Genomic DNA, 23686 nt, shown 5'->3' on the forward strand with positions numbered 1-23686 from the left:
TCCGGCCCACTTTTTTCGCGGTAGTAGTGCACGACTTTCTACTACAAAAACGTTTGGAGCACTCGGCCACTGGCCGACGGGGAACCTCATGACGCAAGCCAACAATGCCGTGTACACCGATCTGAGTGTTGATGATCTGGTTAAAGAAGCCCTCAACCGCGGTGAAGGCGAGCTTGCCGATACCGGCGCACTGGTTGTTCGTACCGGTCACCGTACCGGCCGTTCGCCAGTCGACCGTTTCATCGTTGAAGAGCCAAGCACCCAGGCCGCCATCGCCTGGGGCCCGATCAACCGCAAGTTCCCGGCCGACAAGTTCGACGCCCTGTGGGCTCGCGTTGAGGCATTCAACAACGCGCAAGAGCATTTCGTTTCCCACGTGCATGTAGGTGCGGCTTCCGAGCACTACCTGGCCGTGAAGATGACCACCCAGACTGCCTGGCAGAACCTGTTCGGCCGTTGCCTGTTCATCAACCCTGCTCAGTACAACCCGGCGGGTCGTGACGAGTGGCAGGTCCTCAACGTTGCCAACTTCGAGTGCGTGCCAGAGCGTGACGGCACCAACTCCGACGGCTGCGTGATCCTCAACTTCGCACAGAAGAAAGTGCTGATCGCCGGCATGCGTTACGCCGGTGAAATGAAGAAAGCCATGTTCTCGGTGCAGAACTTCCTGCTGCCGGCTGCCGACGTACTGCCAATGCACTGCGCCGCCAACATCGGCGAAGAAGGCGACGTGACCCTGTTCTTCGGTCTGTCCGGCACTGGTAAAACCACCCTGTCGGCCGACGAAAGCCGTTACCTGATCGGTGACGACGAACACGGCTGGGGCGAAGGCGTTGTGTTCAACATCGAAGGCGGTTGCTATGCCAAGTGCATCGACCTGTCCGAGAAGAACGAGCCGGTTATCTGGAAAGCCATCAAGCACGGCGCGGTATTGGAAAACGTCGTTATCGACGACGCCAAGCACGCCGACTACGCCGATGTCAGCCTGACCCAGAACAGCCGCGCCGCCTACCCGCTGGAGCACGTTGCCAAGCGTTCCGAGAAGAACCTCGGTGGCGAGCCGAACGCTGTGATCTTCCTGACCTGCGACCTGACCGGCGTGCTGCCGCCAGTGTCGATCCTCAACGAAGAACAAGCGGCCTACCACTTCCTGTCCGGTTACACCGCGCTGGTCGGTTCGACCGAAATGGGTTCGGGCAGCGGCATCAAGTCGACCTTCTCCACCTGCTTCGGCGCACCGTTCTTCCCGCGTCCGGCCGGCGAATACGCTGAGCTGCTGATCAAGCGCATCCGCGGCTTCGGCTCCAAGGTCTACCTGGTCAACACCGGCTGGACCGGCGGTGGCTACGGCGTCGGCAAACGCTTCAACATCCCGACCACCCGTGCGGTGATCGCAGCGATCCAGAGCGGCGCGCTGATCGGTGCCGAGACCGAGCACCTGGACACCATCAACCTCGACGTGCCAGTGGCCGTACCGGGCGTTGAGACTGGCCTGCTGAACCCACGCAACACCTGGGCCGACGTAGCCGCCTACGACGAAGCCGCCAAAGCACTGGCCGGCCTGTTCATCGAGAACTTCAAGAAGTTCGAAGTGAGCGACGCGATCAAGGCTGCGGGTCCAAAGTTGTAATTTGACTATAGTGCTACCTCGAATGAGGTAAATACTGAAAGTAATTAAGCGCCCAATGCTTGCATTGGGCGTTTTTTTTACTTGTATTTTTAACTTTCTCTGTGAGTTCCTGTTTTTTTTGATGTTTTTTTTGAACGAGGATTTCATCCGTCGTTATGCCAGAAGCTTATTACTTTTTGCACTTGTACTAATAGCAAAATGATCTTGTTTTTTGTTTTTTTACTGTAAGAACTGACAGTAGACGGTGTTCGGTAGTCCGCCTCTAATTCTATGGCGTCCCAATTTCGGGGCAATGTGAATTTGAGGTGATGGAAATGAGTGATTTAAAAGCTAATAGTTTTTTTAGATCTGGGGATATCGACAAGGATTATGGTGAGGATGGCATTTGTCGACTTCATACGGATGGTTTTTTTCAATCCATGGCAGAGGGCAAGAATGGCTATCAAAATTACTACTACGTTGCTGGTTTTACCGGGTATAGGCGGTACTTCTTAGCTCGGATTACAGCAGATGGCAAGGTTGATAGCACATTTGGCTCTGGCGGAATTATTGGTGAATTTACGCCGGGGTTGTCCGCGCAAGTTTTTAGCGTAGCGGTACAAAAAGATGGAAAAGTTCTTGTTTCGGGTACTGAAAATTCCACATCAGCAGCATTAGCAAGGTTCAATATGGATGGCACCCCTGATATTAGTTTCGGAGTAAACGGGGTGAAAGTATTGGATTATATTCAGGATCAACATGTTGACCAAAAACCATCCACTACCGAAAGCGAGGCCCGGTATGCTGGGGCGACTGGCCAATCGAATATGGTTTTGCTGCCGGATGGGAAAATACTGCTTGCTCATTCTAACAAGGTAGAAAAGCGTCACCAGCTCATTCGACTTGAAGCCAATGGAAATCTCGATCTCAGCTTTCAAGGTACAGGGTTCGCGGAAATTACTGTGCCGGAGCCTTGGAGAATGTTTCAAGTAACTGGTTTAGGTATACAAAAAACGGGGGAGTATGAAAGAGTGGTTGTTTGTGGGTGCTGCAATAGAACCAACGAGGAACAGACTGACCTGTTCAATGCGGGATTTTTTAAGCGCTTTTATTTGGATGGTAATGAGGATACGACATTTAATGGCAGTGGCCTTCTCTTGGCCGAGAAAAAAAATGTGGAAATCTGGGGGCTTACCATCCAGTCAGATGGAATGATTTTGGGGGTCGGCAGAACTCGACCCCCGGGTTTTCCTCCAGTTCCTAGTGATGCTCCGTCGGAAGGGGTAATTGTCAGGCTAAATGAAAATGGAGCTTTGGATATGGAGAAATATTATCCAAAGTCTTTTGAGTTAGAGTGGTATTCGGGGAGTGTACAAAAAGATGGAAAAATAGTTGTGGCTGGTATTTGGTATAGGGAACCAGGGGGGACCGACGGTGTTGTGGGACGCTTCCATGAAAACGGCGATGCAGATCCTGTGTTTGGCAGTGGTTTAGATGGGGTTGTGAGGTTCCCTTATCGTGGCCGAGGCGAGCGTCTTGCGATGCAAGATAAAGATTTTATTCTTGTTGGAGGGACAATTTATGACGGTACTGATAGTTATGCGGCTGTATTGCGATTTCGAACTTGAAACTCAGTGAATATAGAGGCTTATGCGTTTTACTCATTTAACTCTAGAAAGTCCGCGCCTTCAGAGCGCGGACTGCACTAATTTTCAGTTGATAATCTGCTGCGGGGCGCTGGCCTCGGTCCATTAAATACCGCAGGAAGCGAGTGGAGTTCCGTCTCAGGCCTTCAAGTGCAGCACAAACGCCCCGACCAACACCAGCACAACCCCCAGCACCTGCACCTTCGCCAACCGTTCCTTGAAAAACACATACCCCAGAATCGCCGCAATCCCGCCCGACAGTGTGTTGATCACCGTCACCGTCACCGTCACCGTCACCACCGACACCGAGCCGGCCACCGCACCCCAGGCAAACGATGAAACACCGCCGAGGTTCATCAGGCTCGTACCCGTCAACGTCAGGCAGTTTTTCAGCGGCGGAATTTTCAGGCCATCCTCGATCCTGAGGACGATCACCACCAACACCATCAAGCCGACTAGGTAAGCCAGCCAGAGCATCGTCACCGGCCCAAGCGCCGGCAGGACGAAGCGGCCCTGCAGCCAGAAACTGGCGCCGTAGAACAGCACTGCCAGCAAGGCGTAGGCAATGGAACTGCTCGCCTGCGTGGTGTGCAGGACTTTCGGGTCCGAGTGAATGCTCGACAGCACCACCCCAAGCACGCAGAGTGCGATACACAACAGCTGGATCAGGTTGATGTGCTCGCCACCGGCCCAAGACAGCAGCGTGGAGACCACGCCATAGGACGTCACCAAGGGAGCGACGATAGAAGCCTTGCCGAGGGCGAAAGCCTTGGACAACGCCAGGGCTCCGGATAACGGTCAACACAGCCGCGACAAGGCTGATCAACCAGACCTGAAGGGAGGTGGACATGGACCGCAGAATGAATGCAGGGACGGCGATCAGCAGCAGGCTCATGATGGCAAAGCCCAGCGCCTGACCGAAATAAACAGCGCGCTTGACCCCCACCGCTCGGGCATTGAGCCCCACCAGAAAATCCGTGCCCCTCCCACAGCAAGGCGGCCAACAACCCCATCAGTACGTCCACACGATGTCTTTATCGTTATGCGCCTTGGACGCTACAAGCCTTCCAGCTCCAGCGTGTCCCAGCGTTGGGCCTTGATGGCCTGGTAGAGCATACCAATGGTCAATGGCACCTTTTCGCCGCGACCCTTGGATTTTCGCTTTAGATTCACGTCAAAGCCGTCGGGCTGGAAATAGCGATAGCTGTCGAAATCCACGAAATCGATGGCGAAGTGGTCTTCCAGGGTTTCGATCAAATGCCGGGCGTCTGCACCGTTGCAGCCCAGGTCGAAATTGATCGAGGTGCTGAGGTTGATGGTTTTGCGTTCGGGGAAGCCGAGTTCTTCATGCAGCAATTGCATGAGTTGCTGCATCAAGTGGTCGTCGGGGAGGTTGGGGGCGAGGTTCATGACGTAGGCTCCGCTAATCGAAATGCAGGCGCCATATTATCCTGCTCACGTTTCGATAGCCCCAATGCCCCCGCTAGTGTTGGCCATTGGCTGACAACTTCTTTGAAGCTGTCGATGATGTTTTCTGCATCCGCACGACTGACCCGAAAATACTCTGCCACTTCCCGGGCCAGCTCCAGATCCAGTGCGTTATCGGTATCGGTGATGTTGAGCTTCAAGCCGTCGGCATAGGCCACCGGGTTCATGTCATAGGCGGCAGACAATCGCCATCCACGACCCGGATCAAGGATAAAGCCATGGTTACGCAGGTGATCGTCGCTGTTGGAGACCAGGATGTTGAACACAATCCGAGACCACAATTCCCGTAAGTCTGCTTTGGTTTCCGAGCCGTGCTCCATGAGCACTTCAGCCAACTCAAGGTAGCTCGCGCCGACTGAGGCATCGTCACCGTCAATGCGATCAGTCATGGTCATGCCTGAGGCAAAGTGCAGTCGGCCACCCCGTTCAGTGCGGTCGAAGCGCTTGACCATGAAGCAGTGATGATCACTGGCATAGCGTCGGGCGATACCGGTCGCGACTCGCAGACCACAATGATTGGCCAAGGCATTCACCACCAGTTCCCAAGCGCCAATGTCATAGTCATCGCGGGTGCTGGGGAACTTGGCAATCCACAAGTGACCCTGCTCGTCTGCAACGCTGGCCTTGGGGCGGGCGCCACCCAGTGAGCCTCCAGGTGCGATCAGCATTCTCAGCCACTCGCGGCCATCGAGTGAGGTGTTGTCCGGATCGTTTTCCAAAGCGCGGCTTGCTTGCTCCAATGCCCGCAACTCAATGAAGGGTGGGGCGGCCACGCCATCACGATCATCGAGAAAGTTGCCTTGGTCATTGAGTTTGTAGCGGATCGCACCGACCCGATAGAGATCATGTACGCCTAACAGGAAATCCGATTCGTGGAGCTTGCTGCCTTTGACAGCCAGTCCGTCGCGGATATCGCGCTCCAGCCGTCGCTTCATCAGCAATTGACCCCACCGATCCGGGCTTGAATCAGCGAACACGCCAAATCGGTTTTGATGTTGCCCCGGGAACTGACGACCTTCATAGAGCCCGATTCGAGGGTCCAGGGGTGTGAAGTTCAACTCGGGATCTGCCAGCGCAGCCTTGTCGTACTCAAATTCGAAGACTTCTGTGGAGCGGGCCTTTCGGGCATGCAGGAAGCCGAGACGTCTGGGTCCACTCAAGGACTCCCAATCGGCATACACCGCAATCTCAGTCATTTCTCACCTGTCGTGGACTTGGTTTTTTTCTTGGTCAATAGATTGGAAAGCGAGTGGGTGTTGAAGGGGTAGTCAGCGGATAGATCTGCTGTGGTGGCACTTTCAATCACTCCAGTGCCTTTTTCAGGTATTGGAGCATTTTTTTTCAATGCACTCGTTCTGCGTGCTCGCTGGCTTGAGCCTGTGGCGGAGGTGGTCCTGGATTTCAGTTGCGCGTCCTGCAGTTGACGGCCCACTTCATCGGATGCCGCGAGTTTGCTCAAGTCTTTTTCCAGACCCAGAACTTGCATGACAGACAGGTAGGCTCCGATGGTCACCCCTGACCCACCTGACTCCAGGGAGCGCAAAGTTGTCAGTGACATGCCCGCCCTCTCGGCGACTTGTTTAGCCGTGAGTTTGCGGCGCAGGCGAGCGAGTTTCAGTCGCTCGCCGAACTCGAAAAGTAGTCTGGAAGCGGCGGGCAAGAGCGGAGCTGTCTTCTTGGCCATATGCCAATATTCCTTCATTAAGGCGCTATAACTGCCAGAATAATAGCATTTAAAGGAAAAGGTGAGCTGCGGTTGGGACATTGAAAAAGACGCCATTTTCGTGACGCTGATTTCCTTAATAGAGGGATGCTAACTGCCATTATTCCAGCTGTTTTTGTGTTTAAACAGCCAGAATAATGCCACTTGGTACTCTGGTGAATGACGTCAGACTGGCGCTTTCCAGTTCAGCATGCGTTGCTGGGCAACCTTGAGCAGGTCGCAGCCGTCCTGGGTCAGCAGGTAGAGCGCATGGGTGATGTGCGGGATGTCTTCGAGGTCGCCGTGTTTGAAGCATTGGCAGTGCAGGGTTTGCAGCAATTCGCTGGAGGCCCGGATGCGCTGGAGGGCGGCTTCGAGGATGTCTTGGGGGTTGGCCTCTGTGTCGATGATCAGGGCCGGGGTGTCAGTGAGGTTGGTGTGGAGTGGGCGGTAGCGATTTGGAAACGGGTTCAGAGTTGACATGGCATGTACTCGGATTGTTGTTAATTAACCGCCAGCACCGTGACCAAACGATGGGAGGCGGACTGTGCGCAGGCTTGGTCAACCGAGAACAACAACCCGGCTCGCCCGAGGGCGTCCCGCACACAGCCGCCATAGCAATGCACTACGAGGACATAGATGTCCGCGGCGCGAATGATGGCACAACTATGTGCGTTGTTCTCAGGTGACCAAACCTGATCGCTGATTTTGCAGCGATGGGGAGACAGTAAATGTTCGTTGTTAGTCGCGATAGGCGACTGGGTGTCTTCTTTTGTAGGACCTTGCCGAAGCTTTGATAGGGCGTTGCTGACAGACTTATCCACAAGTGCACTGCGTTATCGTTCTTCGCGAGCAGGCTCGTTCCCACAGGCGGTTGTGGTGTTTTTCAGCCGGTGAGCTTCGGCAAGCGCTGTCGGGCGATGTCGAGCAGGTCGTTGCCGTCCTGGGTCAGCAGGTACAGGGCGCCGACGATCTTCGGGATGTCGCTCGCTTCGGCCTGTTTGAAACACGTGCAATAAAGTGTTTCTAGCAGGTCGCTGGCGGCGCGGATGCGTTGTCGGGCGGCGTCGAGGATCTCGAAGGGGTCGGCCTCGGTATCGATGACCAGCACAGGGGTTTCGCTGTAGCGGGTCTTGAGCGGGTGATAGCGGGCTGTCAGCGTGTCGGTTTTTTTCATCGAGTGGGTCCTGTGCGAAATCGGCAAGTGTTCCCGGCAGGCCGAGACACTGATTTCAGCCGCGCCGGAAACTATAGAAGGGCATGGCGTTGCGCGACAAGACGGCTGAAATGGACAGGCTTTGTAGGGGATTTATCGTGTTCCGAGGATAAGGCTTACACACTGTCGGAAGTTTGTGTGACGAAGCCGCTGGCGGTAAAAATGCCTACGGGGTTATCAGTGAATCATCCGCGGTATCATCCTGAATCGTTTTTGCCCCCGACCTTTTCTCGACTCGCTGTGATCGCCGGCTAGGCTTTTGACACCGCAGCGGTCAACGGAGTGACAGCTTATGCACAACACCCTGGAACAGGTTTTCGGTTATCCACAGTTTCGCCCCGGTCAAGAGGCGGCCGTCAGTGCCGTGCTGGCGGGGCGCTCGGCGGCGGCGATTTTCCCCACCGGTTCCGGCAAATCCCTTTGCTACCAATTGCCGGCGCTGTTGCTGCCGCACCTGACGCTGGTGGTCTCGCCATTGCTGGCGTTGATGCAGGATCAACTGGCGTTCCTGCAACGCCACGGCATCTCGGCGGGCAGTATCGATTCGGCCCAGAGCCGCGATGACGCCAGCGATGTCATGGCCCGGGCAAAATCCGGCGAACTGAAGATTTTGATGATCTCCGTGGAGCGCCTGAAGAACGAGCGCTTCCGGCATTTCTTGCAGCAAGTACCGATCTCGCTGCTGGTGGTGGACGAGGCGCACTGCATTTCCGAATGGGGGCATAACTTTCGCCCGGACTACCTCAAGCTTCCCGACTATCAACGCCAGTTCAACATCCCGCAGGTATTGCTGTTGACCGCAACGGCGACGCCGAAGGTCATCGACGATATGCAGGCGAAATTCGCCATTGCCGCCGACGATGTGGTGACCACCGGTTTCTATCGCCCGAACCTCAATTTGCTGGTGGAGCCGGTTCGCGGAGCGGACAAGCGTAGACGCCTGGTCGAGTGGATGAGCCAGCGTCCGGACCAGCCGAGCATTGTCTACGTCACTCTGCAGAAAACAGCGGAGCACATCGCCGAACACCTGAACCGTAATGGCATTCAGGCCGAGGCCTATCACGCCGGGTTGCCCCATGAGCAACGGGAAGCGATCCAGCGTCGCTTCATGGGCGGGCAGTCCAATTGCATCGTCGCCACCATCGCTTTCGGCATGGGCATCGACAAGAGTGACATCCGCAACGTGGTGCATTTCGACCTGCCCAAATCCATCGAAAACTACAGCCAGGAAATCGGCCGCGCCGGGCGTGACGGGCAGCCGTCGGACTGCCTGGTGTTGGCCAACCGCGACAGCCTCAACGTGCTGGAGAACTTCGTCTACGGCGATACGCCCGAGCTGGATGGCATCCGTTGCGTGCTTGACGAGATGCATGCCGCAGCCACTGAAGGGCAGTGGGAGTTTCTGCTGGGGCCGTTGGCCGATCAGAGCAACATTCGCCAGTTGCCGCTCAAGACCTTGTTGGTGCAACTCGAATTGCGCGGGTTGATCGCCCCGCGCTACGCCTACTACGCCGAGTACCGTTTCAAGTATGTGCAGGAGCCCGAGGCGCTATTGGCGCATTTTGAAGGCGAGCGCAGGGATTTTGTCGCGGCGATCATCGAGACTTCCAGCCGCGCCAGGACCTGGGCCACGGTGAATTTCGAGGCGTTGTACGAGCAGCATCAGGCCGAGCGCAGTCGGGTGGTCAAGGCACTGGATTATTTCCAGGAGAAGGGCTGGGTGGAGCTCGAAAGCAAGCAGATGACCGAGGTCTACAGCGTGCCGCAAAGCGGGATCGACAACGTCACGTTGAGCGAGGAACTGCACGGCTATTTCACTCGGCATGAGCGCACCGAGGTCGCGCGGATTCACGCGATGCTTGACCTGTTCGCCACCGACCGTTGCCTGGGTTATCGCCTGGCCGAGTATTTTGGCGACCACAATGCCCCGCAGCAATGCGGGCATTGTTCGGTGTGTCATGGGCAAGTGGCGCGGCTACCGGCACCACCGGAGTTGCCGGCGCTTGTGGATAAGAATTTCGAGTCGCTGTGTGGCGGTTTTATCCACAGGCACGAGCAGCACACGGGCAACGTCCCCTCGGCTGAACGCGTGACACGGTTCCTGTGCGGGATCAGCGTGCCGCTGTTCACCAAGCTCAAGGCGCGGTCGATTCCCGGGTTTGCGGCGCTGGAAGATTATCCGTATGCCGGGGTGCGGGAGTGGGCCGAGCAACATCTACCTGGTTGAAACACGGTCAGTGTAGGAGCGCGCCTGCTCGCGATGAAGCCGGCACATTCAACAGTGATGGCGACTGACACACCGCCATCGCGAGCAGGCTCGCTCCCACAGGGATTTGCGGTGCACTCAAAGGGGCACATCCATCCGCTGAATGTTGCTCATCACAGGAATAAATTTCAAAAAAACCCGGTGGCTGACTATGGTGGTGGCTGTCTTCGGATCGCCAACAAGAGAACAAAACATGAGCCAGACACCGTCGAATATTCAGCGCGCCGCCGTCATCGGCGCGGGCACCATGGGCCGTGGCATTGTCATGTGCCTGGCCAACGCCGGGGTGGCCGTGCAGTGGGTCGACAACAATCCGCAAATGCTGGAGCAAGCGCTGGCCACCGTAGCGGACACCTACGCCCACAACGTGCGTCAGGGGCGTATTGATCAGAGCGAAGCCGATGCCCGTGTCGCGCGCGTTACGGCGGCAGAGGGTTATACGGCCATCCGCGATGTCGACCTGGTCATTGAAGCGGTGTACGAAAACCTTGAGCTCAAGCAGAAGATCTTCCGTGAGCTTGATGGCCTGCTCAAGCCGGAAGCGATTCTGGCGAGCAATACTTCGGCGCTGGACATCGATGCCATCGCCGCGGCCACACGCCGGCCGCAGCAAGTGCTGGGCCTGCACTTCTTCAGCCCGGCGCACATCATGAAGCTGCTGGAAATCGTCCGTGGCGCGCAGACTGCACCGGCGGTGCTCGACGCGGCGCTGGCGCTCGGCCGGCGCATGGGCAAGGTCAGTGTGGTGGCGGGAAATTGCGACGGTTTCATCGGCAACCGCATGCTCAACACCTATGTGCTCGAAGCGCGAAAAATGCTGCTGGAGGGCGCTTATCCTTACCAGGTGGACGCAGCGCTGCAAGGCTTCGGTTTCGCCATGGGGCCGTTCCGTATGTTCGACGTGGTGGGTGTCGACCTGCAATGGCGCTCGCGCCAGTTATCCGGGATCGGGCAGGACGCACCGGAGGTTCAGGTGGATAACCGTTTGTGTGAGCAGGGACGTTTCGGCCAGAAGAGTGGCAACGGCTTTTATCACTATGAACCGGGCAGTCGTCAGGCCGAACACGATCCGCTGGTCGACGCACTGGTGCTTCAGGTCAGTGAGGAACTGGGGTTCCAGCGCCGCGAGATCGGCCCGGAAGAAATTCTCGAGCGCTGCTTGCTGGCACTGGTCAACGAAGGCGCGAAGATCCTGCAGGAAGGCATCGCCGGGTCGGCTCACGATATCGATCTGGTCTACCTCAACGGTTACGGTTTTCCGGCGGACAAGGGCGGGCCGATGGCCTGGGCGGATCAGCAAGGGCTGGCGGACATTCACCGGCGCTTGATGGACCTTGAGACGCGTCAGGGCGATCACTGGCAACCGGCGCGGTTGATTGGTGAGCTGGCGGCGGCTGGCAAGGGCTTTGCTGACAAGTGATTGAAGCGGCGCCTGTGAGGGCGCCTTCGCGAGCAGGCTCGCTCCCACAGGTGATCGGGTGAAGACAGCTAGTGCGCCTGGTCGAGATCCAATGTAGGAGCGAGCCTGCTCGCGATGAATACAACGCGGTTTCGCCTTAGACTGGCGAACCCACTCAGGAATCAACGCCAATGCCCCAACGCACCGACTACCCCCACTTCCAGCCCATCACCACCCGCTGGCACGACAACGACGCCTACGGTCACGTGAACAACGTTACCTACTACAGCTTCTTCGATACGGCGGTGAACACTTACCTGATCGAAGTCGGCGGCCTGGATATCCATGACGGTGAGGTGGTGGGGTTCGTGGTGAGCTCGGCTTGTGATTACTTTGCTTCCATTGCTTTCCCGGACCGCATCGAGATCGGCCTGCGGGTAGGCAAGTTGGGCAACAGTTCGGTGCAATACGAACTGGCCGTGTTCAAGCAAGGGGAGGACGAGGCCTGCGCAGCGGGGCGCTTCGTGCATGTGTTTGTCGATCGTGTGTCGAATCAGCCCGTGGCGATTCCTGCAGGATTGCGCGGGGCGCTGGAGCGTCTGGTGGTTCAGTAAGGCAAAAAAAATCGCAGCCCTTGGGCTGCGATTTTTTGTAGTACTTACCAGCGAGGCGCTCGAGGCCTTAGTCGCGGTAGTACTTGTGGTGCTTGCGATGGCCATAGGCATGGCCACGGCCCGGATGGCCGCCACGGTAGTAACGACGATCATCACGACCACCATAGTAACGACGATCACCGTCATCATCATGATCGTACTCTTTGCCCATGTAGTTACCCAGCGCGCCACCGGCACCGCCGCCTGCTGCGGCGCCGATCAGGCTACCGGTGGTGCCGCCCACGCTGCGGCCGACTACGTTACCGCCGGCTGCACCCAACGCACCGCCAAGGGCTGCTTCGCCACGGCTGTGCTTGTTTGCGCCGACGGCGCTACCACCCGCGCCACCCAGGGCCGCGCCGATGGTGGAACCTGTACTGCCGCCTAACGACTGACCGACGACCGAGCCTAAAACCCCGCCCAATGCGCCGCCTACACCGGCTTCGGTGGTGCCGCCAGCAGACGCGATACCGCTGACCAGGCCAAGGGACAACAAGAGAATCGAGGAGAACTTCATGGAGGAACCTCTAGGGGATGACGGCGCGATCCTGAGGCTCTGGAATGGGCGTGACAATCGAAATCCGACGAATAACACGACCTGTATACAATATTGCAAGTTACTGTTTTTTGGGCGGAACTTAACGTTTTTTTGCAGGTCTTTTACTACTTCGCAAAGGCCGTTTTCATAAGAAAGCGGCCTTTTTTGTGGGCGAAAGGAAAGTGCAGGGGCCGGAGTTTTTGGTGATTGGTCTGGCCCCATCGCGAGCAGGCTCGCTCCTACATTGGAATGCGGTCTCCTGTAGGAGCGAGCCTGCTCGCGATGAGGCCGACACAGACGAAGCGTTACGCAGACCTGGCCATGATCAACCCGGTCTCACTCGCCGCTTCCAACCGGATCGCCACAAACTTCGATGTCGGCGTATGGCTGCCATCACCGGTGCTTTCCAGCGGCACCAAGGGGTTCACTTCCGGATAGTAGGCCGCCGCCTGCCCGGCCGGGATATCAAACGCCAGCAGTGTGAAGCCTTTCACCCGACGTTCAACACCATCGTCCCAGAGCGAAACGATGTCGGCCTTTTGCCCCGGCTTGAAGCCCAGACGAATGATGTCGGCTTCGTTGACGAACAACACGTCCCGCTGTCCCTTCACGCCGCGATAACGGTCGTTGAGGCCATAGATGGTGGTGTTGTACTGATCGTGGGAACGCATCGATTGCATGATCAGGTCCGGCAGTACCCCGGTGGCGCGGGTGCGTTCGTGCACCAGGTCTTTGGGCAGTGCGTTCGAGCGGAAATTGGCCCGGCCCGAAGCGGTGCTCCACTTGCGTGCACCGGCACTGTTGCCCAGGTAGAAACCGCCCGGGTTTTTGATCTTCTCGTTGAAGTCCTTGAAGCCGGGAATGGTCTCGGCGATCAGGTCGCGGATGCGGCTGTAGTCGGCCACCAGCCAGCTCCAGTCCACCGGGTGGCTGCCCAGGGTCGCGGCGGCGATGCCGGCCAGGATCGCCGGCTCCGAGCGCATCTGGTTCGACAGCGCCTGCAGTTGGCCATTGGAGGCGTGGACCATGCTGAACGAGTCTTCGACGGTGATCGCTTGCGGGCCTTCGGCCTGGATATCGATGTCGGTGCGGCCCAGGCACGGCAGGATCAGCGCGTCCTTGCCGTGGGTCAAATGGCTGCGGTTGAGCTTGGTGCTGATCTGCACGGTCAGGTCGCAGTTTTGCAGAGCCTGGAACGTGCGCGGGCTGTCCGGCGTGGCCTGGGCGAAATTGCCGCCCAGACCGATGAAGACTTTCGCCCGCCCTTCAGCCATGGCGTGAATCGCCTCGACCACGTTGTGGCCGTTTTCGCGTGGCACCTTGAACTGGAAGCGCCGCTCCAGGGCATCGAGGAACGCGACAGGAGGGCGTTCGTTGATGCCCATGGTCCGGTCGCCCTGCACGTTGCTGTGACCACGGACCGGGCATAGGCCTGCACCCGGTCGGCCGATGTTGCCGCGCAGCAGCATCAGGTTGGCGATTTCCTGGATGGTCGCCACCGAATGGCGATGCTGGGTGATGCCCATGGCCCAACACATGATCACGTTCTTGCCCTTGGCGTACATGCGCGCCGCCTGCTCGATTTCTATCAGGCTCAGGCCGGACTGCTCGACGATCTGCTCCCACGGGGTGTCGTCGATGACGGCCAGGTAATCCAGCACGTTGACGCTGTGCTCATTGAGGAAGTCGTGGTCGAACACCGCCGGGGCACCGGTTTTCTGCGCATCGCGCTCCCACAGCAGGAGGAATTTCGCCATGCCGCGCATGATCGCCATGTCGCCGCCCAGTGCCGGGCGGAAGAACGCGGTGTTGGTCGGTTTGTCGCCGTTGGTGAGCATTTCGAACGCGTGCTGCGGGTGCTGGAAACGCTCCAGGCCACGCTCTTTCAGCGGGTTGATGCACACCACTTGCGCGCCGCGCTTCACCGCTTCGCGCAATGGTTCGAGCATCCGTGGGTGGTTGGTACCGGGGTTCTGGCCCCAGACGAAAATCGCATCGGCGTGTTCGAAGTCGTCGAAGGTCACGGTGCCTTTGCCGACCCCGACACTTTGCGACATCGCGACACCGCTGGCCTCGTGGCACATGTTCGAGCAGTCGGGGAAGTTGTTGGTGCCGTAGGCGCGCACGAACAGCTGATAGAGGTACGCCGCTTCATTGCTGGCCCGGCCCGAGGTGTAGAACTCGGCCTGATCCGGGCTCGACAGGCCGTTCAGGTGTTTGGCGATCAGCGCGAACGCGGCGTCCCAACTGATCGGCTTGTAGCGATCGGTCTCGGCGTCATAGCTCATCGGCTCGGTCAGGCGGCCCTGATATTCGAGCCAGTAGTCGCTTTGCTCCAGCAAGGACGTGACGCTGTGTTTGGCGAAAAATTTGGCATCGACACGGCGTTTGGTCGCTTCCCAGTTCACCGCCTTGGCGCCGTTCTCGCAGAACATCACCATGCCGCCTTCCCTGGAGTCACCCCAGGCGCAACCAGGGCAGTCGAAGCCGCCGTTCTTGTTGGTCTTGAGCATCATGCGCAGGTTTTTCAGCGCGTTGTCGCTGGTCAGCCAGGCCTGAGCGACGCTAATCAGTGCGCCCCATCCACCGGCCGGGCCTTTGTAGGGCTTATAGCGAGGGACAGGTGTCTGGTCGGCTTGACGGTGTTGACTCACGCTTGTTTCTCCAACGTTGGGCTATAGACCCGCGGTGCATTCTTCTGTGGCAGATGGATGAGATTGAGGTTGTGGCGACGGGCCCATTGCACGGCAAGGCCCGTGGGTGACGACAGGCTGACCAGGGTCTGGATGCCGGCGCGCAAGACTTTCTGGATCAATTCGAGGCTGCAGCGGCTGGTGACAATCGCCAGGCCGCCAGCGGTCGGGATTTTTTGCCGGATCAATCCGCCGATCAGTTTGTCGAGGGCGTTGTGCCGGCCGATGTCTTCGCGGCCGAGCAACAACTCACCTTTGTCGTTCATGAACACCGCGGCATGCACCGCACCGCAATGTTGGCCCAAGGGCTGAAAGGCGCCGATGCGCTCGCGCAGGCCATCAAGCCATTCGACCGGTGGCAACGGGGCGCCGGGCAATACCTGAAGGTCTGGCAACGCCTGCTCGACCGCTTCCACACCGCACAACCCGCAACCGCTGGTGCCGGCCAGTTGCCGACGCTGCTGCTTGAGGTTCCAGAAGGCGCGGTTGGCGATGGTCACTTGCGCGTATTGCGCCGACCCCGAGCCGCTCAGTTGCAGGTCGTAGATGTCCGTGGCGTCCTGGATGATGCCGCTGCCCAGGCTGAAGCCGACGATGAAATCTTCCAGGTCCGTGGGCGTCACCAGCATGACCGCCTGGCTGATGCCGTTGAAGGCAATCGCCAGCGCGACTTCCTCGGCCAGCGCGGTGCTGGCCGATTCGGAGTATTCGAGATTGCTATAGCTGTACGTCTGGCTGGCGGCGGGCGCGGGCGTTTCTAGGGCAGGCGCCGCGCATGCAGGGCGCTTGGTGTTCATGGCATCACCGACGGTTTGATCAGCTTTAAGACTAGGCGCGGCAAGTTGTCACGTCTAATCGCTAATACTGATCTACCGATAGATGCTGTCGATCAAGTACCGATCAGCGATTGCTGATAGAGGGCAAAACAGGCTTCTGCCAACGCCGAGCGTGGCGCGCTGCGACGCATGATCAGCCCCAGGCGGCCAAGGGTCTGGGCGTTCTCGATCGGTTGCAGGCGCAAGTGTTCGGTCAGGCCTTCGAGGCCGCCGTCCAATGGCATCACGGCGCAACACAAGCCGCCGTGCACGGCTTGTAACAGTTGATGCACGGCATCGGTCTGCAACAACGGCTGCGGGGTCAGGCCACGGCTGTGGAAGTTGTGGTCGATGGACTGGCGAAAGTGCATGCCGCTGGTGAGCATGCCCAGCGGCAGTTCGATCAAGGATTCCCAGCTCAGCGGCACCTCGCCAAAGGTGAAGAAGCGTTGGTCGTAGAGCAGACCCATGTGGGTTTCGCTGAAGGCCAGAGAATCGAAGTGTTCGGCATCCAGGCGTTCCAGGTATGACACGCCGAGATCCAGGCGATTGTTCGCCAATTGCTCAAGGATCTGCTCCGAACTCAGGGCCGAGAGTTCGAAGCGCAGGTTCGGGTGTTCGGCGTGCAAGCGTTGCAGCAGTGGCAGCGGATCGAAGCTCGACAACGGCACTACGCCCAGACGCAAGGTGCCGACCAGATTGCCGCGACAGGCGGCCGCCTCGGCGTACAAGCCATCATAGGCCGCCAGTACGGTGCGCGCCCAGGCCAGCACCCGCTCGCCCGGAGCGGTGAAGCTCTCGAAGCGCTGGCCGCGATTGACCAGCGGCAAGTCGAGTTCCTCTTCGAGGCTGCGCAGGCGCATGGACAGGGTCGGCTGAGTGATGTGGCAGCGTGCGGCGGCCTGGCCGAAATGACGGGTTTCGTCGAGCGCGATGAGGAATTTCAGCTGCTTGATGTCCATCTGCGCTCCTGGGGTTGGGAAGGTGCGGATTCTATCGCAAGCGGGGTCATTGGTCGGGTTGGATTCGCAGGTGACGACCGTGGTCTAGGCTTTGACGTCTGGAACCCGAAACCCAAGGAGAGTGCACTATGAGTCTTTTGAGCTTTGTGAAGGAAGCAGGCGAAAAATTGCTGGATTTGCTGACGCCAGGTAACGCCAACGCCAGTGAGCAATTGAAGGCGCACATCAGCAAGGTCGGCCTGGGCAACCCGAATGTGCAGGCCACGGTCGATGGCGACAAGGTCACGGTGACCGGTGAAGTGGCGAGTCAGGAAGAGAAGGAAAAGATCCTGCTGGCGGTGGGCAATATCGCCGGGGTTGGCAGTGTGGATGATCAGATTACTGTGACCGGGCCTGTCGTTGCTGCCGCAGTGTTTGTCACCGTCGTGAAGGGTGACACCCTCAGCGCGATTTCCAAGCGCGTGTACGGCGATGCCAACAAGTACAACAAAATCTTCGAGGCCAACAAACCAATGCTGTCGCACCCGGACAAGATCTATCCGGGGCAGTCGTTGCGGATTCCTGAGTAAGCCTCAAGACCGCTATCGCGAGCAGGCTCGCTCCCACAATGCATCTCCCGTGAACACGGGATTTGTATACGACCAAGATCAAATGTGGGAGCGAGCCTGCTCGCGATGCAGGCAACTCGGTCTAGAGTCCTGCAATCAAATCCCGATAATCCCCGACCGCTGCAAACTCTGCCGTGTCCTTCGGCCCCTTGCGGCTGTCCGGCTCACGCACGGCCAGCAAATGCGCCACGCCAAAGTCCCGTGCGCTGCGCAGGATCGGCAAGGTGTCGTCGATGAACAGGCTGCGCGCAGGATCGAAATCGATATCGGCTTGCAGCGCATCCCAGAATTGCGGGTTTTCCTTGGGGAAGCCGTAGTCATGGGAACTGATCAAACGCTCGAAGTAGGGCGCCAGTTCGATTTTTTCCAGCTTCAACGACAGCGCATCCCGATGGGCATTGGTGATCAGCACCACACGCTTGCCGGCCTGTTTGATCGCCGCCAGAAAGGTGTCGGCATCCGGGCGCAGGGCGATCAGGTGCGCGGTTTCCAGTTTCAGCTCGCGCACTGACAGGTTCAGTTCGGCGCTCCAGAAGTCCAGGCAGTACCACTGCAACTGGCCGGCATTGCGCTCGAACAACGGCTGCAGTTCCATCTCGGCCATGGCCCGACTGACCCCGTGCAGTTCGGCGTAACGCTGGGGCAGGTGCTCCATCCAGAAGTGGTTGTCGAAATGCAGGTCCAGCAGCGTGCCGTCCATGTCCAGCAGAACGGTATCGATGTCGGACCAGGGTAATGAAGGCATGGCAACGTCTCGGGCAGTAGAAAGATTTCTGGCGTAAACAATCGGGAAAGCCGCGTTATAGTAGCGCGTTCACGCCAAGGAGCTTTGCATGCGCCAGAAACCCACCATACTCGCCCGCGAAATTGTCGCCACCAGTCGATTGTTCTGCGTGGAAGAGATGAAGTTGCGCTTTTCCAACGGCGTGGAGCGCACGTATGAACGCCTGGTCGGCAAGGGTGCCGGGTACGGCGCGGTGATGATCGTGGCGATGCTCGATGCCGAGCATGCGGTGCTGGTCGAGGAGTATTGCGGCGGCACGGATGCATATGAAATGTCATTGCCCAAGGGTTTGATCGAGCCGGGCGAAGACGTGCTGGCGGCGGCCGAGCGCGAGCTCAAGGAAGAGGCCGGTTTTGGCGCGCGGCAACTGGAACACCTGACCGAGTTATCGCTGTCCCCTGGCTACATGAGCCAGAAGATTCAAGTAGTGCTGGCTACCGACCTCTACGAAGAGCGTCTGGAAGGCGACGAGCCAGAGCCGATGCGGGTGGACAAGGTCAATCTGCGTGAGCTCTCGGCGCTTGCACAAAACCCACAATTTACCGAAGGCCGTGCCTTGGCGGCGCTGTACCTGGCCCGAGACCTTTTGACTCAGCGCGGAGCGTTCCAGCAATGAATTTCCCACATCCGATGATGGCATCGGTGATTGAACTGGCCTTGCAGGCCGGTGATGCGATCCTGCCGTTCTGGCGCACAGGCACCGCCGTCACGGCAAAGGCTGATGATTCGCCGGTGACCGCTGCCGACCTGGCCGCTCACCACGTGATTCTGGCCGGGCTGACGGCGCTCGATCCGAGCATCCCGGTGCTCTCCGAGGAAGACGCCAACATTCCCCAGGACGTGCGTGCCGGATGGCAGCGCTGGTGGCTGGTCGATCCGCTGGATGGCACCAAGGAATTCATCAGCGGCAGCGAGGAGTTCACCGTCAACATCGCTCTGATCGAAAACGGTCAGGTGGTGTTCGGTGTGGTGTCGATGCCGACCAACGGGCGTTTTTACGTCGGTGGTACGGGGCTCGGCGCATGGCGTGGTGATAAAGGTGGCTCGCCCGTGGCGATCAAGGTGCGTGAGGCGTTAGCGCCCGGCGAGTCGTTCACCGTGGTGGCCAGCCGTCGCCATTCGAGCCCTGAGCAAGAGCGATTGCTGGCCGGGTTGAGCGCCAGCCTTGGCGAGCTGCAACTGACCAGTATTGGCAGTTCGTTGAAGTTTTGCCTGGTGGCCGAAGGGGCGGCGGATTGCTATCCGCGCCTGGCACTGACTTCCCAGTGGGACACGGCGGCAGCGCAAGGTGTGCTGGAAGGCGCGGGCGGTGAGGTGCTGGAGTTGAGCGGCGAGCCGTTCAGCTATCCGGCGCGGGAGTCGTTGTTGAATACGTTCTTCCTGGCGTTGCCGGCGAAGGCGGCCTGGCGGGAGAAGCTGCTGGAACTGGCACGCGCATAAGATCGTTCCCGCGCGCTGATGCAAATCCTTGTGGGAGCGAGCTTGCTCCCACAGGTTTTGCGGTCGTCCTGGTTCAGCGGTGCAACACGTACTGCCCGACAAACCTCACCGCATCCTCGTCACGGCCTTCATTGACGACCCGTGTATGCAGCGTCAACCGCGCTCGGCTGTAGCGCTGGAAGGTGGTCAGGAATTTCTTCCAGATCACCGGGTCCGGCGCCTGGCAAATGGCGTTGGCATCCCCCGTCACCGGCAGTGGATAGCTGATCTGCCCTTCCTGAATCACGATGTGCCCGTCGGTAATGCCTTCTTCCTTGAGGCGCAGATGCAGCCAGCCCCAACCGGCCAGGACTGCGCCGCAATACAGGCTGCCGCCGAACATGGTGCTCTTGTGGTTGACGTTGGCTTCCAGCGGCAAGTGCAGGCGCAGTTGCTGGTCATGCCAGTCGAGCACTTTGAGGCCCATGTCCCGGGTGAGGGGAATGTCGTGATGGAGAACGGATTCCAGTTGTCGACTGTCGCGGCTCATTCAGGGGCCTCTGGCGTGAAGTGGATGATTGGACGGTAACTCAGTCGAGATCGTCAGGGTGGGCCGGGGCACCACTGTCGGCGAAACTCAGACCGTGCTTGCGTAGTTTGTCGTGCAGGGTCTTGCGCGGAATGCCGAGGGCTTCGGCGACGCTGCGCACGGAGCTGTGCGAGCGTGCCAGTTCGGCGGCGATAAGTGTTTTTTCGAAGTTCTCCACTTGTTCACTCAAACCGCCGCTGACGACCTCGACCCTGTTGCCGGCGTCGCCTTCCGTTGTGCTGTTATCGAGGGCCAGTTCGAGCCCGAGGGCAAAACGCTCGGCGGCATTTTGCAGCTCGCGCACGTTGCCGGGCCAGGCGTGGCGCAGCAGCAAGGCACGTTGCCCCGGTTGCAGCTCATGGGGCGGCAAGCCATGGCGAGCACTGGCTTCATCGGCAAAATGCTGGAACAGCATCAGCGCATCTTCGCCCCGTTCGCGCAGCGGTGGAATCCGTAGCGGCGCGACGTTCAGGCGGTAATACAGGTCGGCACGGAAGCGCCCTTGATCCGCCGCCTGGCGCAGGTCTTCCTTGGTGGCGGCGATGATGCGGATGTCCAGCGGGATCAGTTGATTGCCGCCCAGGCGTTCGACCACCCGCTCTTGCAGCAAACGCAGCAATTTGACCTGCACATCCAGGCTCATGCTTTCGATTTCATCGAGGAACAGCGTGCCGCCATTGGCGAATTCGAATTTGCCGATGCGGCGTTTCTGCGCGCCGGTGAAGGCGCCGGGCTCGTGTCCGAACAACTCGCTTTCGACCACTGATTCGGCCAGGGCGCCAGCGTTGATGGCTACGAACGGTCCATTACGGCGACTCGATAAATCGTGCAGCGCCCGAGCCACGACTTCTTTGCCCGCGCCGGTTTCGCCGAGGATCAGCACATCGGCCTTGGTCGCCGCCAGGGCACCGATCTGCTCGCGCAGGCGCAGCATCGAAGGTGAGTGGCCAACCAGGCGGGTGCTTAATTCATTGCGGTCGCTCAAGGCCAGCCGCAGGCTGCGGTTGTCCAGTACCAGCCGACGCAGGGCCAGCGCTCGGCGCACACTGTCGAGCAGGGCGTCGCTGGCGAAGGGCTTTTCCAGAAAATCATAGGCCCCGGCGCGCATGGCCTGCACCGCCAGCGGCACATCTCCGTGGCCGGTGATCAGCAGCACCGGCAGCTCAGGGTCCTGGGCATGCAGTTCGCTCAACAGTTCGAGACCGTCCATGCCGGGCATGCGGATGTCGCTGACCACCACCCCCGGCCAATCACGTTCAAGTTGCGCGGCCAGGCCCTTGGCTTCAGCCAGCGGCAGGATTTTCAGGCCCGCCAGATCCAGCGTCTGGCTCAAGGCCTGGCGCAAGTGGGGATCGTCGTCGATCAACACGACCTGAATGCGGTTGTCGATGGTCATGCACTTCGGTCCTCGGACGGTTGCAGGCTCACGCCCGGTGCGCCTGCGCGCAGCTTCAGGGTAATCAGGGCGCCGCCCTCCTTGTGGTTGGCGAACGACAGTTCACCGCCGAAGGCGCGCATCAGGGTTTCGCAAATTGCCAGCCCCAAGCCAAGGCCCTGGGTACGGGTCTTGGTGGTGTAGAACGGCTCGCTGGCGCGCCCAAGGGCTTCCATGCAAAAGCCGGGACCGTTGTCGCGAATGTACAGGTTGACGCCATCGGCCGTGGATTGGGCACTGAGCCAGAGTTTACGTGGCGGGCCTTTTTCGGTCAGGGCATCCAGGGCGTTTGCCAGCAGATTGCCGAGAACCTGGCGCAGGCGGGTTTCCCCGGCCTCGACCCACAGGGTGGCGGCGGGCAAGTCGCGGATCAGCTCGACTTCCATGCTGCGTCGACGTTTGGCCAGCAAGGCCAGGGCATCGTCCAGCGCCGGTTGCAGGGCGACGCTTTCCGGGGCATGCCGGTCGCGGCGGGCAAAGGCGCGCAGGTGGGCGATGATCGAGGCCATGCGCCCGGTCAATTCGCTGATCAGCTTGAGGTTGCCGCGGGCATCGTCGGTGCGCTGGTGGTCGAGCAACACTTCGGCGTTTTCCGCGTAGCTGCGAATCGCTGCCAGCGGTTGATTGAGTTCGTGGCTGATGCTCGCCGACATGGTGCCCAGTGCCGACAATTTGCCGGCCTGCACCAGATCATCCTGGGCGCGGACCAGCTCTTGTTGGGCCTGTTCGCGTTCCAGCACTTCCTGTTTCAGGCGCCGGTTCAGGCCTTCGAGATCGCTGGTGCGCTCGGCGACCCGGCCTTCCAGCTCGCGGCGGGCCTTGGCTTCGAAAGCAATGCGCTCGAGATAATGGCGGCGGCGCTGCATCATCAGGCCAAGCAGCAGCATCAACACCAGCAACGCTGCACCACCGATGGCCACCACCGTGCGCACCGGGCGGTCGATCAAGGTGCGCGGGGCGAGGATGCTGACGTCCCAGCCGGTTTCGGCGATCTGTTGGGTTTGGGTCAGCCAGGCATTGGGATTGAGCTTCAGCGGTTTTGGATCGCGGGTTGGATAGGGCTGGATCGCCGTGATGGCTTTGCTTTCGTCCTCGCTCAACGGGCGGGTCGAGCGGAATCGCCACTCCGGTCGCGAGGTGAGAATGACCACGCCGTTGTGGTCGGTCAGCAGCAGTTGTTCCGGGGTTTTGCCCCACAGGCTTTCGGTGTGGTCGAGGTCGACCTTGACCACCAGCACACCGACGATTTTTTCGCCGTTACGCACGCCGGCGGCGAAGAAGTAACCGCGCTTGGCGGAGGTCGTGCCCAGGCCGAAAAAGCGCCCGAGCCGCCCGGCCATGGCTTCGCTGAAATACGGCCGGAAGGAAAAATTGCGCCCGACGAAACTGTCGTGTTTGTCCCAGTTGGAGGCGGCCAGGGTCTTGCCCGTGGCGTCCATCAGGTACATGACTTCGGCACCGGTCTGGGTGGCGATGTTTTTCAGCAGGCGGTTGGCGTTGCCTTGGGTGACGCCATCGTCCGGTGCGCCGAGCACGGCGCGCAGGGCCGGCAGGTCGCCGAGGATCTGCGGCAACACTTCATAGCGGTGCAGGGTACCCAGCAGGTTGGCGACGTAGAGGTCGAGGGTCTGACGATTCTGACTGGCCAGCTCGCTGCGGTAGTAACGCTCGGCGAGATGCTCCAGCGGCCACAGCAACGGCGCCAGGCACAGTGCCAGCAGGGCCAGGCTGCGCCAACGGGGTCTGGGAGGGAGAGTCGGTTTCATGAGCAGCATGCGCCTGTGGGTACAGGCGCATTATGCCTAGGCTTGCGGGCGCAGTCTGCGGACTGTGGGCCAGGCGTGTTTTTGCGCTGAAACGTGCG

General features: G+C 59.3%; 21 protein-coding genes and 1 pseudogene. 8 read left to right on the plus strand and 14 right to left on the minus strand.

Annotated features, from left to right (window positions below; genetic code table 11):
- Positions 1–88 precede the first annotated feature (88 nt).
- Both BSF44_RS03205 and BSF44_RS03210 read left to right on the plus strand, forming a co-directional pair.
- A complete protein-coding gene (locus tag BSF44_RS03205) occupies positions 89–1630 on the plus strand; it encodes a phosphoenolpyruvate carboxykinase (RefSeq protein ID WP_095942249.1) in 1542 nt (513 codons plus the stop codon).
- Between the two features lie 314 nt (positions 1631–1944).
- The gene (locus BSF44_RS03210) at positions 1945–3237 is read left to right on the plus strand and encodes a hypothetical protein (protein ID WP_172435300.1); all 1293 of its coding nucleotides are present in this window, start codon (positions 1945–1947) and stop codon (positions 3235–3237) included.
- A 156-nt stretch (positions 3238–3393) separates the two neighbouring features.
- On the opposite strand, the pseudogene BSF44_RS03215 reads toward BSF44_RS03210, so the two are convergent.
- From BSF44_RS03215 to BSF44_RS03240, 6 genes and pseudogenes are all read right to left on the minus strand, one after another.
- A pseudogene (locus BSF44_RS03215) lies at positions 3394–4268 on the minus strand (EamA family transporter).
- Positions 4269–4311: 43 nt separating this feature from the next.
- Positions 4312–4665 (minus strand): DUF1493 family protein, encoded by a 354-nt coding sequence (locus BSF44_RS03220; RefSeq protein ID WP_095942251.1) that lies wholly within the window; start codon positions 4663–4665, stop codon positions 4312–4314.
- A complete protein-coding gene (locus BSF44_RS03225) occupies positions 4662–5939 on the minus strand; it encodes a type II toxin-antitoxin system HipA family toxin (RefSeq protein WP_095942252.1) in 1278 nt (425 codons plus the stop codon). Before BSF44_RS03225 ends, BSF44_RS03220 begins: the two co-directional genes overlap by 4 nt.
- Positions 5936–6427 (minus strand): helix-turn-helix domain-containing protein, encoded by a 492-nt coding sequence (locus tag BSF44_RS03230; RefSeq protein WP_095942253.1) that lies wholly within the window; start codon positions 6425–6427, stop codon positions 5936–5938. The genes BSF44_RS03225 and BSF44_RS03230 overlap by 4 nt, the downstream gene beginning before the upstream one ends.
- Positions 6428–6631: 204 nt before the next feature.
- Entirely contained in the window at positions 6632–6928 is a 297-nt protein-coding gene (locus tag BSF44_RS03235) for a hypothetical protein (protein ID WP_095942254.1), read from the minus strand.
- A gap of 403 nt (positions 6929–7331) precedes the next feature.
- On the minus strand, positions 7332–7622 hold the full coding sequence (locus BSF44_RS03240; protein ID WP_095942255.1) for a hypothetical protein: 291 nt from the start codon (positions 7620–7622) through the stop codon (positions 7332–7334).
- Between the two features lie 331 nt (positions 7623–7953).
- Between BSF44_RS03240 and BSF44_RS03245 the strand changes: the two genes are divergently transcribed.
- From BSF44_RS03245 to BSF44_RS03255, 3 genes are all read left to right on the plus strand, one after another.
- A complete protein-coding gene (locus BSF44_RS03245) occupies positions 7954–9888 on the plus strand; it encodes an ATP-dependent DNA helicase RecQ (RefSeq protein WP_095942256.1) in 1935 nt (644 codons plus the stop codon).
- A gap of 232 nt (positions 9889–10120) precedes the next feature.
- Entirely contained in the window at positions 10121–11347 is a 1227-nt protein-coding gene (locus tag BSF44_RS03250; protein WP_095942257.1) for a 3-hydroxyacyl-CoA dehydrogenase, read from the plus strand.
- Between the two features lie 170 nt (positions 11348–11517).
- Positions 11518–11940, plus strand: coding sequence for a thioesterase family protein (locus BSF44_RS03255; RefSeq protein ID WP_095942258.1), 423 nt, complete (start codon positions 11518–11520; stop codon positions 11938–11940).
- A gap of 67 nt (positions 11941–12007) precedes the next feature.
- On the opposite strand, the gene BSF44_RS03260 is transcribed toward BSF44_RS03255, so the two are convergent.
- The 4 genes from BSF44_RS03260 to BSF44_RS03275 all read right to left on the minus strand — a co-directional run bounded on the left by BSF44_RS03260 (position 12008) and on the right by BSF44_RS03275 (position 16987).
- Positions 12008–12496: a glycine zipper domain-containing protein gene (locus tag BSF44_RS03260; RefSeq protein ID WP_095942259.1), complete on the minus strand. Its 489-nt coding sequence runs from the start codon at positions 12494–12496 to the stop codon at positions 12008–12010.
- Between the two features lie 326 nt (positions 12497–12822).
- Complete coding sequence (locus tag BSF44_RS03265; protein ID WP_095942260.1) at positions 12823–15171, minus strand: FdhF/YdeP family oxidoreductase; 2349 nt, start codon at positions 15169–15171, stop codon at positions 12823–12825.
- Positions 15168–16007, minus strand: a complete 840-nt coding sequence (gene fdhD / locus BSF44_RS03270; RefSeq protein ID WP_095942261.1) for a formate dehydrogenase accessory sulfurtransferase FdhD — start codon at positions 16005–16007, stop codon at positions 15168–15170. The genes BSF44_RS03265 and fdhD overlap by 4 nt, the downstream gene beginning before the upstream one ends.
- A gap of 92 nt (positions 16008–16099) precedes the next feature.
- Positions 16100–16987 carry a LysR family transcriptional regulator gene (locus BSF44_RS03275; RefSeq protein ID WP_095942262.1) on the minus strand — a complete coding sequence of 296 codons (888 nt, stop codon included), beginning with the start codon at positions 16985–16987 and terminating at the stop codon, positions 16100–16102.
- 128 nt (positions 16988–17115) lie between these two features.
- On the opposite strand from BSF44_RS03275, the gene lysM reads away from it, so the two are divergent.
- On the plus strand, positions 17116–17556 hold the full coding sequence (lysM, locus tag BSF44_RS03280) for a peptidoglycan-binding protein LysM (protein ID WP_095942263.1): 441 nt from the start codon (positions 17116–17118) through the stop codon (positions 17554–17556).
- Positions 17557–17677: 121 nt separating this feature from the next.
- Here lysM and yrfG read toward each other — a convergent pair whose 3' ends face one another.
- Positions 17678–18340: a GMP/IMP nucleotidase gene (gene yrfG / locus BSF44_RS03285; protein WP_095942264.1), complete on the minus strand. Its 663-nt coding sequence runs from the start codon at positions 18338–18340 to the stop codon at positions 17678–17680.
- Between the two features lie 88 nt (positions 18341–18428).
- Between yrfG and nudE the strand changes: the two genes are divergently transcribed.
- A complete protein-coding gene (nudE, locus tag BSF44_RS03290) occupies positions 18429–18995 on the plus strand; it encodes an ADP compounds hydrolase NudE (protein WP_095942265.1) in 567 nt (188 codons plus the stop codon).
- On the plus strand, positions 18992–19819 hold the full coding sequence (cysQ, locus tag BSF44_RS03295; RefSeq protein ID WP_095942266.1) for a 3'(2'),5'-bisphosphate nucleotidase CysQ: 828 nt from the start codon (positions 18992–18994) through the stop codon (positions 19817–19819). The genes nudE and cysQ overlap by 4 nt, the downstream gene beginning before the upstream one ends.
- A 73-nt stretch (positions 19820–19892) precedes the next feature.
- Here the strand turns inward: cysQ and BSF44_RS03300 are convergent, their stop codons facing one another.
- Genes BSF44_RS03300 through BSF44_RS03310 form a run of 3 tightly spaced genes read right to left on the minus strand, consistent with a single transcriptional unit; the run spans position 19893 to position 23588 of the window.
- Positions 19893–20348: a YiiD C-terminal domain-containing protein gene (locus tag BSF44_RS03300; protein WP_008003181.1), complete on the minus strand. Its 456-nt coding sequence runs from the start codon at positions 20346–20348 to the stop codon at positions 19893–19895.
- A gap of 40 nt (positions 20349–20388) precedes the next feature.
- Complete coding sequence (locus BSF44_RS03305; protein WP_095942267.1) at positions 20389–21783, minus strand: sigma-54 dependent transcriptional regulator; 1395 nt, start codon at positions 21781–21783, stop codon at positions 20389–20391.
- The gene (locus BSF44_RS03310) at positions 21780–23588 is read right to left on the minus strand and encodes an ATP-binding protein (RefSeq protein ID WP_095942365.1); all 1809 of its coding nucleotides are present in this window, start codon (positions 23586–23588) and stop codon (positions 21780–21782) included. The genes BSF44_RS03305 and BSF44_RS03310 overlap by 4 nt, the downstream gene beginning before the upstream one ends.
- Positions 23589–23686 lie beyond the last annotated feature (98 nt).

The sequence above is a fragment of the Pseudomonas sp. ACN8 genome (assembly GCF_002303925.1).
Taxonomy (GTDB): domain Bacteria; phylum Pseudomonadota; class Gammaproteobacteria; order Pseudomonadales; family Pseudomonadaceae; genus Aquipseudomonas.

What these genes read in the sequence shown, in the direction of transcription:
- BSF44_RS03205 (WP_095942249.1), top strand. Translation starts at nt 89, where the DNA reads ATGACGCAAGCCAACAATGCCGTGTACACCGATCTGAGTGTTGATGAT.
- BSF44_RS03210 (WP_172435300.1), top strand. Translation starts at nt 1,945, where the DNA reads ATGAGTGATTTAAAAGCTAATAGTTTTTTTAGATCTGGGGATATCGAC.
- BSF44_RS03220 (WP_095942251.1), bottom strand. Translation starts at nt 4,665, where the DNA reads ATGAACCTCGCCCCCAACCTCCCCGACGACCACTTGATGCAGCAACTC.
- BSF44_RS03225 (WP_095942252.1), bottom strand. Translation starts at nt 5,939, where the DNA reads ATGACTGAGATTGCGGTGTATGCCGATTGGGAGTCCTTGAGTGGACCC.
- BSF44_RS03230 (WP_095942253.1), bottom strand. Translation starts at nt 6,427, where the DNA reads ATGGCCAAGAAGACAGCTCCGCTCTTGCCCGCCGCTTCCAGACTACTT.
- BSF44_RS03235 (WP_095942254.1), bottom strand. Translation starts at nt 6,928, where the DNA reads ATGTCAACTCTGAACCCGTTTCCAAATCGCTACCGCCCACTCCACACC.
- BSF44_RS03240 (WP_095942255.1), bottom strand. Translation starts at nt 7,622, where the DNA reads ATGAAAAAAACCGACACGCTGACAGCCCGCTATCACCCGCTCAAGACC.
- BSF44_RS03245 (WP_095942256.1), top strand. Translation starts at nt 7,954, where the DNA reads ATGCACAACACCCTGGAACAGGTTTTCGGTTATCCACAGTTTCGCCCC.
- BSF44_RS03250 (WP_095942257.1), top strand. Translation starts at nt 10,121, where the DNA reads ATGAGCCAGACACCGTCGAATATTCAGCGCGCCGCCGTCATCGGCGCG.
- BSF44_RS03255 (WP_095942258.1), top strand. Translation starts at nt 11,518, where the DNA reads ATGCCCCAACGCACCGACTACCCCCACTTCCAGCCCATCACCACCCGC.
- BSF44_RS03260 (WP_095942259.1), bottom strand. Translation starts at nt 12,496, where the DNA reads ATGAAGTTCTCCTCGATTCTCTTGTTGTCCCTTGGCCTGGTCAGCGGT.
- fdhD (WP_095942261.1), bottom strand. Translation starts at nt 16,007, where the DNA reads ATGAACACCAAGCGCCCTGCATGCGCGGCGCCTGCCCTAGAAACGCCC.
- BSF44_RS03275 (WP_095942262.1), bottom strand. Translation starts at nt 16,987, where the DNA reads ATGGACATCAAGCAGCTGAAATTCCTCATCGCGCTCGACGAAACCCGT.
- lysM (WP_095942263.1), top strand. Translation starts at nt 17,116, where the DNA reads ATGAGTCTTTTGAGCTTTGTGAAGGAAGCAGGCGAAAAATTGCTGGAT.
- yrfG (WP_095942264.1), bottom strand. Translation starts at nt 18,340, where the DNA reads ATGCCTTCATTACCCTGGTCCGACATCGATACCGTTCTGCTGGACATG.
- nudE (WP_095942265.1), top strand. Translation starts at nt 18,429, where the DNA reads ATGCGCCAGAAACCCACCATACTCGCCCGCGAAATTGTCGCCACCAGT.
- cysQ (WP_095942266.1), top strand. Translation starts at nt 18,992, where the DNA reads ATGAATTTCCCACATCCGATGATGGCATCGGTGATTGAACTGGCCTTG.
- BSF44_RS03300 (WP_008003181.1), bottom strand. Translation starts at nt 20,348, where the DNA reads ATGAGCCGCGACAGTCGACAACTGGAATCCGTTCTCCATCACGACATT.
- BSF44_RS03305 (WP_095942267.1), bottom strand. Translation starts at nt 21,783, where the DNA reads ATGACCATCGACAACCGCATTCAGGTCGTGTTGATCGACGACGATCCC.
- BSF44_RS03310 (WP_095942365.1), bottom strand. Translation starts at nt 23,588, where the DNA reads ATGAAACCGACTCTCCCTCCCAGACCCCGTTGGCGCAGCCTGGCCCTG.